The organism is Prochlorococcus sp. MIT 1323 (assembly GCF_047304905.1).
Taxonomy (GTDB): domain Bacteria; phylum Cyanobacteriota; class Cyanobacteriia; order PCC-6307; family Cyanobiaceae; genus Prochlorococcus; species Prochlorococcus marinus_D.
Genome location: NZ_CP138973.1, coordinates 114,511 through 127,065 on the forward strand (window position 1 = coordinate 114,511; position 12,555 = coordinate 127,065).

The 12,555-nt window shown below is 52.6% G+C and carries 15 protein-coding genes; 9 read left to right on the top strand and 6 right to left on the bottom strand.

Features of this window, described 5'->3' with window-relative positions; all coding sequences use genetic code 11:
- Positions 1 to 32 precede the first annotated feature (32 nt).
- Positions 33 to 557, bottom strand: coding sequence for a type II secretion system protein (locus SIB68_RS00485; protein ID WP_063399652.1), 525 nt, complete (start codon positions 555 to 557; stop codon positions 33 to 35).
- A 277-nt stretch (positions 558 to 834) separates the two neighbouring features.
- The gene (locus tag SIB68_RS00490; RefSeq protein ID WP_063399651.1) at positions 835 to 1,299 is read right to left on the bottom strand and encodes a type IV pilin protein; all 465 of its coding nucleotides are present in this window, start codon (positions 1,297 to 1,299) and stop codon (positions 835 to 837) included.
- A gap of 367 nt (positions 1,300 to 1,666) precedes the next feature.
- Here SIB68_RS00490 and SIB68_RS00495 point away from each other — a divergent pair, with 367 nt between their 5' ends.
- The 7 genes from SIB68_RS00495 to SIB68_RS00525 all read left to right on the top strand — a co-directional run bounded on the left by SIB68_RS00495 (position 1,667) and on the right by SIB68_RS00525 (position 6,906).
- Positions 1,667 to 2,164, top strand: a complete 498-nt coding sequence (locus SIB68_RS00495) for a hypothetical protein (RefSeq protein WP_236068863.1) — start codon at positions 1,667 to 1,669, stop codon at positions 2,162 to 2,164.
- Complete coding sequence (locus SIB68_RS00500) at positions 2,161 to 2,589, top strand: hypothetical protein (RefSeq protein ID WP_063399650.1); 429 nt, start codon at positions 2,161 to 2,163, stop codon at positions 2,587 to 2,589. The genes SIB68_RS00495 and SIB68_RS00500 overlap by 4 nt, the downstream gene beginning before the upstream one ends.
- The gene (locus SIB68_RS00505; RefSeq protein WP_063399649.1) at positions 2,586 to 3,128 is read left to right on the top strand and encodes a GspH/FimT family protein; all 543 of its coding nucleotides are present in this window, start codon (positions 2,586 to 2,588) and stop codon (positions 3,126 to 3,128) included. The genes SIB68_RS00500 and SIB68_RS00505 overlap by 4 nt, the downstream gene beginning before the upstream one ends.
- The gene (locus SIB68_RS00510; protein WP_063399648.1) at positions 3,115 to 3,720 is read left to right on the top strand and encodes a prepilin-type N-terminal cleavage/methylation domain-containing protein; all 606 of its coding nucleotides are present in this window, start codon (positions 3,115 to 3,117) and stop codon (positions 3,718 to 3,720) included. The genes SIB68_RS00505 and SIB68_RS00510 overlap by 14 nt, the downstream gene beginning before the upstream one ends.
- A gap of 386 nt (positions 3,721 to 4,106) precedes the next feature.
- Entirely contained in the window at positions 4,107 to 5,723 is a 1,617-nt protein-coding gene (locus SIB68_RS00515; protein WP_236068861.1) for a sensor histidine kinase, read from the top strand.
- Between the two features lie 43 nt (positions 5,724 to 5,766).
- Positions 5,767 to 6,582 (top strand): ABC transporter permease, encoded by an 816-nt coding sequence (locus SIB68_RS00520; protein ID WP_074160274.1) that lies wholly within the window; start codon positions 5,767 to 5,769, stop codon positions 6,580 to 6,582.
- A 63-nt stretch (positions 6,583 to 6,645) separates the two neighbouring features.
- Positions 6,646 to 6,906 carry a hypothetical protein gene (locus tag SIB68_RS00525; protein WP_063399646.1) on the top strand — a complete coding sequence of 87 codons (261 nt, stop codon included), beginning with the start codon at positions 6,646 to 6,648 and terminating at the stop codon, positions 6,904 to 6,906.
- A 15-nt stretch (positions 6,907 to 6,921) separates the two neighbouring features.
- Here the strand turns inward: SIB68_RS00525 and trmH are convergent, their stop codons facing one another.
- A complete protein-coding gene (trmH, locus tag SIB68_RS00530) occupies positions 6,922 to 7,611 on the bottom strand; it encodes a tRNA (guanosine(18)-2'-O)-methyltransferase TrmH (protein WP_063399645.1) in 690 nt (229 codons plus the stop codon).
- Between trmH and SIB68_RS00535 the strand changes: the two genes are divergently transcribed.
- Both SIB68_RS00535 and SIB68_RS00540 read left to right on the top strand, forming a co-directional pair.
- On the top strand, positions 7,610 to 8,011 hold the full coding sequence (locus SIB68_RS00535; RefSeq protein ID WP_063399644.1) for an MGMT family protein: 402 nt from the start codon (positions 7,610 to 7,612) through the stop codon (positions 8,009 to 8,011). The two genes, trmH and SIB68_RS00535, sit on opposite strands and share 2 nt — an antisense overlap.
- Positions 8,008 to 9,363, top strand: coding sequence for a 16S rRNA (cytosine(967)-C(5))-methyltransferase (locus tag SIB68_RS00540; protein WP_155724908.1), 1,356 nt, complete (start codon positions 8,008 to 8,010; stop codon positions 9,361 to 9,363). The genes SIB68_RS00535 and SIB68_RS00540 overlap by 4 nt, the downstream gene beginning before the upstream one ends.
- A 6-nt stretch (positions 9,364 to 9,369) precedes the next feature.
- Here SIB68_RS00540 and SIB68_RS00545 read toward each other — a convergent pair whose 3' ends face one another.
- Genes SIB68_RS00545 through SIB68_RS00555 form a run of 3 tightly spaced genes read right to left on the bottom strand, consistent with a single transcriptional unit; the run spans position 9,370 to position 12,525 of the window.
- Positions 9,370 to 11,346 (bottom strand): transglycosylase domain-containing protein, encoded by a 1,977-nt coding sequence (locus tag SIB68_RS00545; RefSeq protein WP_063399642.1) that lies wholly within the window; start codon positions 11,344 to 11,346, stop codon positions 9,370 to 9,372.
- Positions 11,343 to 12,296 (bottom strand): chlorophyll synthase ChlG, encoded by a 954-nt coding sequence (chlG, locus tag SIB68_RS00550; RefSeq protein ID WP_063399641.1) that lies wholly within the window; start codon positions 12,294 to 12,296, stop codon positions 11,343 to 11,345. Before chlG ends, SIB68_RS00545 begins: the two co-directional genes overlap by 4 nt.
- Positions 12,297 to 12,306: 10 nt before the next feature.
- Positions 12,307 to 12,525 (bottom strand): DUF2862 domain-containing protein, encoded by a 219-nt coding sequence (locus SIB68_RS00555; RefSeq protein WP_063399640.1) that lies wholly within the window; start codon positions 12,523 to 12,525, stop codon positions 12,307 to 12,309.
- Between the last annotated feature and the right edge of the window lie 30 nt (positions 12,526 to 12,555).

Consider the following 12,555-nt stretch of genomic DNA (forward strand, 5'->3'; position numbering starts at 1 on the left):
ATGATGTAGTAATGCTCTTTTAATCTTAGGCATCAACCACCTCCTTTGCAGACAAGATCAGCGTCGCTAATTGTGTTTTTGCTGTCTTTTCTACCTTGCTTTATATCGCTAGCGCCCGTTGCAAGGTCAATGCAAGCCATTACATTTAATTTGGCGATTTCTGGATTTTCACTAGTTGGCTTTGCAGTGAATTCGAAGTAGGTATTGTTTCCTCCATTGTCTGTGCGACTTACTGTGTAATTGCCTCCAGGCAGATTGATTGAACCGAAAGTGGATAGACTTGCCGGCCCGCTGGTTGTCATAATCGCTGCGATGTCATTGAGTTCTGCCCAACCAGTTGGGATTTTATTGAACTCATCGATATAAGCTGCCAGAGTATTTTGTATCTGAGCAAGAGTTGAGACCGCCTCGTTCTGCTTCGCTCTTTGTACTTGATTGAAGTAATTTGGTAACGCAATGGCGCTAAGGATCCCTATGATTACTAGCGTCATAAGCACCTCAATTAGCGTAAAGGCCTTGCTCTCCTTGTTGTTTATTTGGCTTGGAAGAAGCTTCATGTGAAGTTTTCTCTACCTGTCTCACTTTATTTGTCTTTTTTTGCACAAGACTTAGAGAAATCTGAGAAGTGATTGAGAGTTTTATGCAGAAAATGCTTTACGCATAAAGCTCGTATTTATTATCTCTTGGCCATGTTGGCCTTTTGCCAGCATTTTTCGGCCTAAACCTTTAGAGAAAGATTTAGGTCTTCGCTAAATATGTAATTGTGCTAATTGGATTGACTACGTTTATTGATGGCTTATGTGTGACTACTTCTTGTAGTTGTTGTGGTTAGATTCAGCTTGCTGCTTGGGTAATTTGCCCGCTGTCTTTGTCTACAGTGATCTTGCATGCTTTGCCTGCAGCTAATGCTTTGCCGTTGCATTTTGCTCTGCCACCAACAGCGTCTGCTTCGGTTGTGTAAGTTACATCCTTCGTAGGTGCTTTTGTTGTATCTCCGCCATTGCAATTGCCTGAGATTGTTAGGCCTGTTGATGTGGTGGGGTAAGTGTCTGGATAAGGGCCATCTGTGATGATGGCTGCGGCACATTCTTTGGCAAGCCCAGCTCCTTCACCGAGTTGTGTGTTGAGCTCAGCTTTTTCTTTAATCCCGGTGAATTGCGGCAGGGCAACCGCACTCAGGATGCCAACGATCACAATCACGATCATCAGCTCCACCAGGGTGAAGCCTTGCTGTAAAGCACTAGCTCCCTTCTGGCGTCTCAACAGCGCAAGCTTTAGCTGTTGGTTGAGGATGCTCATGGTGATATGCGATTTCAATATTGGCCACATCATATTGCCTTGATATGGCGAATTTGTGGTGAAGGATCGTCTAAGGCTTCTCTGAGAGTTTTCTTTGAGCCGGCTTAGAGGCTTATTCACTGTTGGCGCGAGATGTTTTTTTTTTTTGTGCCCCTGAGCTGATCTGCTCTCACCTCTGGCCCCTCAGGCTTTTAGCAATCCGCAGCTTGTTTGCCGATTGCTATCGCTTTTGATTGATTTCAACACCTTTTTAAGAATGCTTTTGCCGGACTGATCTATTGGCTTCTTACTGATCAAGGTCATCATCGTCAGCGATTGCTGCTTGCCTGCGCCGGCGGGGAATCCTTGTCGTAGTTGTTGTTTAGAGATGACTTCCTATCGCCAGCGGGGCTGTTGTCAAAACACCACCGCTGGCTTGGTGTTGCCCCTGGCGCTTTCGGCTGCGTTTGTGATTTTGCTTGGCAGCACTTCACTACATTCGCTTGCGCTCCTGAGCCGTAGTCGCATGCGCATCAGCACAGCTGAGCGGATGCGCGCCGATGAGCTTCGCTCCGCTGCTCAGCAGTTCGCACAGCTGGCTACAGACTCCCACGCCTGCCTTCTCACTTGGCCTTCCAGCAGTTGGAATGATTCGGCCTCTCAATGCGCTGATGCTGATCCCGGGCGTCTTCAACAAGGCTTGATCGGCGAGGACGTTTGGCGCTTGATCGATTGGGTTCCCAGTGGTGACACAGGTCGTTTGAGGCTGCGTCTTGCCGCTGGTGCTCGAGCTGCGTTTCTGCTCGCATTAGACCCTGATGGACCAGTTGTGCGTGAGGTTGGTGCGATGCAACCTCTGGTCACCCTTGAGCAGAAAAGGTCATGAGTTTGACCGAGCTGATGGTGGCTTCACTGTTGTTAGCGGGCACGGCAACGAGCGGACTGCACGTTTGGGGGCAGGCCGGCCTGGCTGCTCGTGTGGGTTGGCTCAAAGAGGAGCAGCTTGAGTCTGTTGAGTTGCAGTTGTTGGCCGGCCAGCGCTGGTTGTCAGGTGTTGCCCATGGTTCTGAGCTGCTCACTGCCAAGGGAAGTTGTCGTTTTGATCTTGCCGCCGTGTCTCGTTCAGCAGATATAGCTTTGCCTTTGCCGGAGGGGCTTCAGCGGCATTGGCAAGCTTATGGGGCTGGACTTTGGCTTGAGATTGAGGCTCATCCGCCTAAGGATTCGCTTGTTGAGCCGCTTCGACGTCGCCAGTTGCTTACGCCCGCGGGGAATGGTTGGTGCAGGCCCAGTCTGACGGCGCAGCCATGAGCCGTTTGTCCTATGCAGCCTCTGCTGAGCAGGGATTCAGCTTGTTGGAGCTCTTGCTGACTCTCTCGATCCTGGCAGTTCTGGCTGGCTTCAGCTTGGTGAATGCTGGTGAGTACCGCCATCGATTGCAGGTGGATTTTGCTGCTCGACAACTGCAGCTTGGCTTGGAGCGCGCTCGACTGTTTGCTTTAAGTCAGCGGCAGCCTTGCGGGTTGCGTGTTTCTGCTGAGGGTTGGCAGAAGCCGCTTGTTAGTGAGTTGCCGGCGTGTTTGTCCTCTCGATTGAGCCTGCAGGAACCATTCGCTGCAGTGCCATTGACTTGGCAGAGCAACTTGCCTCAGCTGATGCGCTTTGCGGCGAATGGTTTGACGTTGGATGGTGGAACCGTTGTTTTGGGCAGCCTTCACAGCCCTTATCGACGTTGTTTGGTGATCAGCCTGCCCTTGGGCGTGAGCCGTGTTGGCCGTTACGACGGCGATCCCCTCGATCCAGCAATTGGTCTTAGCAGTTCACTTTGTTTACCTGATGAAGCGCTCTAAAGGCAATGACGGTTTTGATGGCTTCACCTTGGTGGAGCTGATGCTGGTGATCAGTGTGGGGATGGTGTTTGTTGCGATGGCCCTTGGCGTGATCACTCGAGATCTTTCCCTTGGGAAGGCAATGGCCCAGCGCCTGCGTGAGCGGGGCCTTCAGCAACGCACCCTGATGTTGATCAAGGCTGACTTGGCGCGCGGCTATGGCTGGCTGGCTGATCCGCAAATCTCCAACCTTTGGCCTTGTTCCTTGGCCGGTCGTCAGCCTGTGTTGGCAATCGCTACAGCACAAGATGATCCCGAAGCCCGTCGAAGGGCCATCATCTACTCGGTTGGCTCTGCTCCATCGCCGATCTGGCGCAGCCAGGTGTTGATGCGCTGTGGCCCGGCGTTTGACATCAACGGCGAGCCTAACCTCGCAGGTGGCTTCCAGAATCGTGTGCTGATCGATGGTTTGTCTTCCTCTCTCAGCAATGGCGAGCTTGGTTTTATGGCTCGTCCAGACCCTCTCCTGCCGGTGTTACGCCTTGAACTGGAGCAGCAGTTTCAGACCCCTGACGGGAAGATGCAGCGAATCCGTTCAGCTGCCTCTGCTTGATGCCCTTACACACTTTGATGCTTGATTGACGTATGTAAAATCATGCTTTTTAAATTATAGATGTTGTATTTGGATCAGATGTGAACTGTTGAGAGGTAATTATTCGATATTAATGATGCTTAAATTGTTCGCAGCATGGCTTTCCGCAATACTCTTTCTTTGTGCGGAATTTGTGATGCCAGTAAGCAACTATTTTCACGATGGAGTTTCACTCTTGCTTGTTTTGATAAAAGATCAGCAATGCCATTAATACCCTTCATTTGAAGGGTTGCGTTAGGGGGGAGGAATTTAGGGTTGAATGATAAATATATTAGGAGAATAATTTGGCAAACTTTTGAGATTAGACCCTTCCCTCTTTGGGGGTGTGAGCTAGATCACAGGGATGAATGATCCCGGTCACTGCTGTAGTCGTTGAGGACGGCAAAACTATCTATTACCCAGTGATGAGTTCTTGTTTGGACATTAACCGTTTAGGCAAATCATTAAGCGTAAGAGGGGCTTGGGTCAATCTTAGGAGTCCGCCCTATTCGATCCGCCGCGTTCTAGAGCGCACCAGCCTGATGGCTGTGTTGCTTGGATATGGGCTATTGCTGTTATTTAACGTTCAGCTACCCGCTGAACAGCGACGGCAGAGTCAACTAGAAGCTCTTGAATATGCCAAGGCTGTGCTTAGAAAGTCGAAGGATTCGATCCTTCGCTCGGACCCCGCATCAGCCTCTGGGGAAAGTATTGATCCACTGTTGCTGAAGCGATTGCTCAGCAATTTCTCATCTTTTCGCCTTGTGCTTTGGATGCATCCAAAGGGATTTGAGGCTGGCTTGGTGCGGCCTGATGTGATAAGTAATGTGAGCCTTGGCAGGGTTCTTGCTCTTCGCTATTTGCAGAATCACCAAGGTGATTCGCAATATGGACCCATCCTTATTGATGTTGATTCAGCTCACTATTCAATCGCCAAAGATGAAATTAAGTTGCATGGAAATACATGGAATATTTATCTGCTAGAAGATGTTAGTAGGCAGATTCGTCAGCAAAAAATTCTAACCTTGGTTATTGTTCTGGCTGCTTCGATTGCTTCGATGGTGACCTTATTTCTCACGCGCACAGGCATTCGAGCAGGCTTGGAGCCCCTGCAGCGATTTGGCGGCGTAATTGAATCAGTATCATCAGGATCGCTGGATGATCATCGTTGCGAGCTAGAGCATGAACCTCTTGAGCTTAAGCCTCTTGCCAGTTCATTTAATTCGCTTTTGGATCGTTTAGCTGAGTCTTGGAATCGTCAGCGCAAATTTGCTAATGCCCTCAGCCATGAGCTGCGCACACCGATTACTTTGATAACTGGCTACAGCTCCAGGGTTTTGCTCCGATCAGGAAACCTTAGTGAAGATCAGCGGCATCAATTGACGATCATTGATGATGAGACTCGTCGTCTCGGAAGGTTAATCACTGATCTATTAGATGTTGCGCGTGATGAGTCTGGCACTCTGGTCATTACGTCAGAGCCTTTTTCCGCATGTGAGACGTTAGAGCAGGTGCTTTTACTGAACCAAGGTGATCATGAGGCTCGCTTGAAAATCCAATCGAGTTCACACGGTTTTGATCAGATCTGGGCTCTTGGTGATCACGATAGGGTCGTGCAGTGTCTTAGCAATTTGATTGAGAACGCTTTCAAGTACAGCCCAGAAGACAAGCGAGTTGAATTGAGCTGCATTAGCACGCATGAGCATGTGAAATTGCAAGTTCGAGATCATGGCCCTGGTGTGCCAGAGGCTGATCAGGAGCTGATTTTTGAGCAGTTTCAGCGCGGCAGTAACACGGCACAACAACCTGGCAGTGGCGTTGGTCTGGCCCTTGTGCGCTCGTTGGTGAAGCGGATGGGAGGCCGCGTTTGGGTTGAGAATGCTGCTGATGGTGGAGCGATCTTTGTGATTGAGTTGCAACGTTGTCAGTCGCCCAAGCAACAATGCAGAGACTGTTCTGTCTCATTCCTCAGCAGTGAGCTTTGACCTTTCGTCTTTGCGTCTGTCACGAGTGACCTTGTCGACTCGCATGGCGCGCTGGGGGATGGTGATTGTTGCCATCTATCTGTTGGTGGCCTTAATCACCCCCTTGTTGGTGATGGTGGGTGTTTTGCCTGAGGCCCACGCTGGTCTTGATAATCCCATTTATGCGCCCCCTTCATGGGGGCATTGGTGCGGAACTGATCGTCTCGGACGGGACGTATGTGTTCGCACCATGGAGGGCAGTGGCGTGGCTTTGCAGGTGGTTCTTCTTGCGGTGACCTTGGCTGTGTTGGTGGGGGTGCCCCTAGGGATGATGAGTGGCTACCTCGGAGGTGCTTTTGATCGCATGTTGGTGTTGGTGATGGACACCCTCTACACCTTGCCGGTGCTCTTGCTTTCTGTGGTCTTGGCTTTTTTGCTTGGACGGGGTATTCCCAATGCGGCCGCAGCCCTTTGTGTTGTTTATGTGCCCCAGTACTTCCGTGTGGTTCGTAACCAAACAGCTCAGGTGAAAGCAGAACTGTTTGTGGAGGCTGCCCGTTCCCTCGGCGCTGGCCCCATTTGGATCTTGCGTAAATACCTGCTTCGCAATGTGATCACATCCGTGCCAGTCCTGCTGACCATGAATGCTGCTGATGCGGTTTTGGTGCTTGGTGGCCTTGGTTTTCTAGGCCTTGGACTGCCGGAAACCGTGCCTGAATGGGGTAGTGATCTGAATATGGCTCTGGCAGCAGTGCCAACTGGGATTTGGTGGACTGCTCTCTATCCAGGCCTGGCCATGTTCGTATTGGTGCTGGGACTCTCATTCCTTGGTGAGGGGCTGGAGGCATGGGTGAGTGGTCTCGATGAGTCGACTGCCTGATGCCAGATCACTCCCATTGCATCCTTTGGAGGGCCACACTGGGGGAAGTCTTTGCTTCAAGCCATGCCCTGGTGGATCACATTGATCTTGCTGGCGCTGATGATCTTCCTTTGGGTCTCCGGGCGCCGAAATCCTGATGATGTGATCGGTCTGCTTGAACAGATGCTAGCGATCGGCTTGGCCATGGTTGTGTTGTTTATAGGCCAAAACATTTTGCTGGAAAGCATTGTCTTGCTGATTGGTTTGCGTCTTCCCGCAGCACGTCAAAACCAACTTGTGATCAATCGATCGCATGCAAGCAAAGATGTGCTGATTCCATTTTGAGTGTTAGCTGGTTGCTTAACAGCGCAATCTCACGTTGCGGGGGAGGCTTCCTTGGATTTCGCCTTGATCGTTAAGGGCAGGATATGACCTGCCTTCCTGCTGGCACCATGCTGCAACTTCTGGATAGGCCCACTCAAATAGTCGCTCTTGATAAAGCGCTGGTTCTAGGCCTTCGCCGGCTTGAGGTGCGATCCCAGCCAGCCGTCGTTGACGTAGGGCCTCAAATAGCAAGGTTGCTGCTGCTACCGAAACATTCAACGACTGAACCATGCCGCACATTGGGATGAAGATCCCTTCATCCATCAATGGCGTCGCCAGCTCACTAAGGCCCCATTTCTCAGCTCCTAGGACGAAGGCTGTAGGTTCGCAAAAGTCGCAGTCTCGGTAGTCGCGTGCGTTTCCACCTAGATGGGTTCCATAAAGCCGAAAGCCACTTTCCTTGATGGCCTTGACGGCAACTTCGATGCTGCTGTGCTCCTTGAGCGGTATCCACTTTTGGCTTCCCTGAGCGGTACTGTTGAAGGTGGGCAGCCGTCCTGAATAGTTCACTGCATGGGCTTCCAGGACACCCACCGCATCGCAGCTGCGCAGAATGGCTGAGAGGTTGTGTGGCTTTTCTACGTGCTCAAGCAGAACCGTCAGATCTGCCATTCGGCAATCCAGAACAGCCTTGAGACGATCAAATCGGCGAGGCAGCAGAGGCATGGGCCAAGCGTCTTTTGACTTGAGGGTATGGGATGCCGTGTCCCTGATCCCTTTCGGCCAGTTAGCGACCTATGGTCAGATTGCCGAGATGATCGGTGCCTATGGATGTGCCCGTCAGGTGGGTTGGGCTATGCGTCGATTACCTTTGCCATCCAAGGTTCCTTGGCATCGAGTGGTGAATGCGAAAGGGATGATTTCGATGAGTTTGAGCCGCGAAGGATCTGACTGGATGCAGCGGCAGATGTTGATCTCTGAAGGAATCCTTGTGGATGGCGAGGGTCATTTGCCTTTACGACGGCATCTTTGGCGGCCGCAGTTGAGTGATGAGGGCTTCTTGTTGGGAACGGCTCAGGAAGGTGTTACCTCTGGAAGATTCATCTCAGCCCAGGACAACCATTGAAGTTGTCTTCTTCCGTTGCTGCCGCTGATGGATCTGTACCTGTACCGGGACTGCTGCCGCGGCGGGTGGCATGGGAGCTGTTACAGGCAGTGGCGGCAGGGGCCTATGCAGATGTCGCTCTCGAACGAGCTCTTCGTCAGAACCCCATGAGCGGTGCCGACCGTGGCCTGGTGATGGAATTGGCTTATGGCGCAATCCGTCAGCGGCAATGGCTCGATGCATGGTTGGATCGTCTTGGCAAGGTGCCTGCCTGCAAACAGCCACCAGTGCTGCGCTGGTTGCTGCATTTGGGGCTTTATCAGATTCTGCGTATGCAGAGGATTCCACCTGCAGCGGCAGTGAACACCAGCGTTGAACTTGCGAAGACCGGCAAGCTTGCCCGATTAGCTCCGGTGGTGAATGGCATTTTGCGGGCGGCATTGCGTGCACGCGATGCCGGTATGGTGCTCCTCGAGCCGGAGGACTCTGCCGCTCGGTTGGCTCAAGCGGAATCTCTACCGTTGTGGTTGGTGGAGCAGTTACTTGTTTGGCGAGGCGAGGCGGGTGCTGAGCTGTTTGCTCGTGCCAGTAATCAGGTGCCAACACTTGATCTGCGGATCAATCGACGTCGTACAAGCCGTGAGAACGTAAGGCTGGCGCTTGAGGCTATTGGAGTGGAGAGCACTCCGATCGAGAGCTGCCCTGATGGTTTGATGGTGACTGGTAATGCTGCTGACCTAAGCCAGTGGCCTGGCTATCAGCAAGGACATTGGTGTGTGCAGGATCGCTCTGCACAGTTGGTCGCACCGCTGTTGGGGCCACAGCCTGGGGAGCGGATTCTTGATGCCTGCGCAGCACCAGGGGGTAAGGCCACTCATCTTGTTGAACTGATGGGTGGTTCGGGAGAGGTGTGGGCTGTGGATCGTTCCGCTGGTCGACTCAAGCGCTTGGCGGATAATGCTGCTCGCTTGGGGGGTGACTGCCTCAATGCTCTAGTCGCAGATGCCACGAATCTGTTGGCGGTGAAGCCAAGTTGGCGAGGATCCTTCCAGCGCATTCTTGTGGATGCGCCATGTTCTGGTTTAGGTACTTTGGCCCGTCATGCTGATGCACGTTGGCGTGTCAATCCGTTGCAGGTTGAGGGGCTGGTGATCCTGCAGTCCAAGCTGCTTGAAGGCCTTCTGCCTCTGCTTAGCTCTGGAGGCCGGTTGGTTTACGCCACTTGCACCATCCATCCGGCCGAGAATTTTGATCAGATCGAGGCCTTCCTTGGTCGGCATCCTGAATTGAGCTTGTCTGAGGAACAGCAACTATGGCCTGATCCTGAGCATGGTGGTGATGGTTTTTATTCAGCCGTGTTGGATCTCAGCTGAGCCTGATCAGGGAATAGGCATTGGCTCGAAGTTTTCATTGAGCGGCGGTCCTCCTGGCGGTGCGATGTATCTGGGTGGAGGGCCCAGGGTTTGATCTTGGTCTTTGGCAGCATCTTCGGTGCCGTTCTTTGGTTTGCTCCTCGTTTTTCCCGGTGGCCTAAAGGTGCGGTTCATAACTGGTTTTGGTGGAAAGGGTTGTACCTCAAAATTGTCTTGGATCTTGGTCATGAATTGCTTCCAGGCCCATGCAGCATCACCACTGCCGCCAGATGTCTTTCGGTTGTTGTCGTAGCCAAACCATACGGCGGTTGTTAGTTGTGGTATTGAGCCAATGAACCAGAGGTCACGGGCACCTTCCGATGTGCCGGTTTTGCCCGCCACCGGCCGGTCACCGAGGGATGCCGCAACTCCAGTGCCACCGCTGACAACGCGCTGGAGCATCCAGTTCATGGTGTCTGCTACGTCGCTGTCGAGGGCTCGACGACCTTTGTATCCTTCGAATTGATGGTTCCAGATCACCTCGTCGTCTGGGCCTCGGATCTCTTCAAATGGCGTGGGCTTCATGTAAATGCCTCGGTTGGCTACTGCGGCATAGGCTGCAGTCATGTCGAGCACTGTTTGCTCGTAGGCCCCAATAGCGAGCGGATAGTACTTGCCCAATGGGCGGGTGGTGCCGATGCCAAGATTATTGGCCATGCTGATCACGGCATCAAAGCCCACCTTGTCTAGTAGCTGGACTGCAACAGTGTTTAGGGAGTATCTCAGGGCATCAGCGAGTGCCACTGATCCCAGGTACTTGTTGCCGAAGTTCTTTGGGCAATACCCTCTCCAGCAGCGTTTCGCGTCCACAACCTTGTCCTCTGGCTTGATGCCGGCATTGATGGCTGCTGCATAGGGAAAAAGCTTGAAGGTGGAGCCAGGTGAACGCAGAGCCTGTGTTGCTCGATTGAATTGGCTGGTATTGAAGTTTTTGCCTCCTACCATTACCCGCACTTCACCGGTGCTTGGTTCGATAGACACCATGGAACCCTCTGTGTTCCCTGGGGCGTATTTGCGGATCACCTCTTGGGCTTGCTTTTGCCAAGCCAGATTGAGGCTGGTGTGAATCTTGAGTCCACCCACTTCTAGTTGCTCTGGGGTGAGCAGATTGGGGAGTTGCTGGGCTACCCAGCTGGTGAAAAATGGTGCGCTGCTGTTGAAGTACTTCGGGATCGCTGGCTTGAGATTGAGGGGGCTGTTGCGAGCTGCATCGGCTTCTCTGGCGGAGATAAATCCGGCCTGCTGCATTCGTTTAAGGACAATTGCGCGGCGTTCTAGGGCGATTTTCTGGTTGACCAGTGGTGAATACACTGAGGGAGCAGGGGGCATGCCAGCGATTAGAGCGGCTTCCGGCAGTGTGAGTTGATTGGGGGATTTAGAGAAGTACACCCAGGCTGCATCGGCTACGCCGTAAGCACCTGAGCCCAAGTAGACGTAATTCAGATACTGCTCAAGGATTTGCTGTTTGCTGAGCTGTCTCTCCAGCTTGTAGGCCAGAGCAGCTTCTTTGAGTTTGCGCGGCAGGGTTCGTTCCTGACTCAGGAATACGGTTCGAGCAAGTTGCTGAGTGATGGTGCTGGCACCTTCCCTCACGGAACCCTGGCGGAGGTTTGTCACCAGGGCTCGGCTGATACCCCAGATATCCAAGCCATTGTGGTAGTAAAAGCGGCGGTCTTCTGCCGCTACGAAGGCTTGCTCCACAAGCAGAGGCATCTTGTCTTGCTCAACCTTCTCGCGGGTCGCGGGACCAAGCTTTTGGATCACCTGCCCATCAGTAGAGAGCAGCGTGATGGTGCCTGGCCGGTTGAAGTTGGCAATCCGCCGGGCATCGGGCAGAACCGAATCCAAGGCATCAGTGAGAGTCCTTTCAGCCAAGGCTGCGACACACCCGATGGCGACAGCACTACCTGCAATAACAATCCAGTGACGGCGCTGGCGAGTCACATCCCCTGTGTTAATGGGCTATGGCCTATGGCTAGAGCAGTAACCAGCATGCCAAGGATTAGAAATGGTTGAGCACTGGTCTGATATCTCACATCAAAGGCCAGGGGATCACGCAGTAACCAGATGTCTTGGAATGTGATCTGGGGAATGATCAATAAGATCAAAATTACTGAGGCAAAATGCTGGCCAATGGCGATCAGAACAACAACCATCGCGAGCTGGAAGATGTCGATCATTCCTGCACTGATCCAGCTGGCCTTTTTGATTCCAAAGACAACTGGCAGGGATTGAAGACCGAGGGCTCGATCTCCCTCTACACTCTTGAAATCGTTGATGACGGCAATACCAAGACCAGCCAAGCTATAAGCAAGTGTCAGGAGTGCTGTGGTCCAAGTCAGTTGTCCGAATAGCGCCTGACCAGCCCACCATGGCAGGGCGATGTAGCTGGCACCAAGCGCGTAGTTTCCTATCCAACCATTCTGTTTCAGCTTGAGAGGTGGGGCTGAATAAATGAAGCTCACAAATGAGCCGCCTAGGGCAAGAAACAGCACAACAGGAGTGGTGTGTTCAGCCCAACGATCTAAGCCATAGGCAACTGCAAGACCACCGAGAAGCAGCATCCAGATCTGAAGCTTGACTTGTGTTAGCGGGATGGCCCCGGAGGGAATCGGCCTATAGGGCTCATTGATTGCATCGATCTCGCGATCGTAGTAGTCGTTGATGGTTTGGGTGTAACCGGTTAGAAGCGGGCCACTCATGACCATGCAGGCCGCGGCTGCAAGCACATCTGGTAGGCGCCATTGGTATTGACCACTGGCAGCTGCTCCACAAATAACCCCCCAGAGCAGTGGGATCCAGGTGACAGGCTTCATGAGCTGCAGACGCAGCTTCCAGATGTTGGTGGTGCCAGTGGCACCTTTGATGCCAAGGAGTTGGCGAGCGTCGCTCACGGCAGGCGTCTCAGGCGGAGGTAACTTCGTCGTCAAAGAACCAGCTGACAGTGCCATCGCTAAGTTCTACGACCAAGCCAATGCCCATGCCGTCAGTCATTTTGTAGCCGGTGACCCTACCAACGTCAGATTTCTTGAGCAGATCTACCAGTTTGCCTGGAATGCGATCACGAACGCGAGAGACTCGGACCTTGGAGCCGATTCTGTAGGAAGTGGCAGCCTGGGACATGGCCTGCAAGGCTTAGAAGGTGGCGCAACC

What these genes read in the sequence shown, in the direction of transcription:
- SIB68_RS00485 (WP_063399652.1), bottom strand. Translation starts at nt 557, where the DNA reads ATGAAGCTTCTTCCAAGCCAAATAAACAACAAGGAGAGCAAGGCCTTT.
- SIB68_RS00490 (WP_063399651.1), bottom strand. Translation starts at nt 1,299, where the DNA reads ATGAGCATCCTCAACCAACAGCTAAAGCTTGCGCTGTTGAGACGCCAG.
- SIB68_RS00495 (WP_236068863.1), top strand. Translation starts at nt 1,667, where the DNA reads ATGACTTCCTATCGCCAGCGGGGCTGTTGTCAAAACACCACCGCTGGC.
- SIB68_RS00500 (WP_063399650.1), top strand. Translation starts at nt 2,161, where the DNA reads ATGAGTTTGACCGAGCTGATGGTGGCTTCACTGTTGTTAGCGGGCACG.
- SIB68_RS00505 (WP_063399649.1), top strand. Translation starts at nt 2,586, where the DNA reads ATGAGCCGTTTGTCCTATGCAGCCTCTGCTGAGCAGGGATTCAGCTTG.
- SIB68_RS00510 (WP_063399648.1), top strand. Translation starts at nt 3,115, where the DNA reads ATGAAGCGCTCTAAAGGCAATGACGGTTTTGATGGCTTCACCTTGGTG.
- SIB68_RS00515 (WP_236068861.1), top strand. Translation starts at nt 4,107, where the DNA reads ATGATCCCGGTCACTGCTGTAGTCGTTGAGGACGGCAAAACTATCTAT.
- SIB68_RS00520 (WP_074160274.1), top strand. Translation starts at nt 5,767, where the DNA reads ATGGCGCGCTGGGGGATGGTGATTGTTGCCATCTATCTGTTGGTGGCC.
- SIB68_RS00525 (WP_063399646.1), top strand. Translation starts at nt 6,646, where the DNA reads ATGCCCTGGTGGATCACATTGATCTTGCTGGCGCTGATGATCTTCCTT.
- SIB68_RS00535 (WP_063399644.1), top strand. Translation starts at nt 7,610, where the DNA reads ATGGGCCAAGCGTCTTTTGACTTGAGGGTATGGGATGCCGTGTCCCTG.
- trmH (WP_063399645.1), bottom strand. Translation starts at nt 7,611, where the DNA reads ATGCCTCTGCTGCCTCGCCGATTTGATCGTCTCAAGGCTGTTCTGGAT.
- SIB68_RS00555 (WP_063399640.1), bottom strand. Translation starts at nt 12,525, where the DNA reads ATGTCCCAGGCTGCCACTTCCTACAGAATCGGCTCCAAGGTCCGAGTC.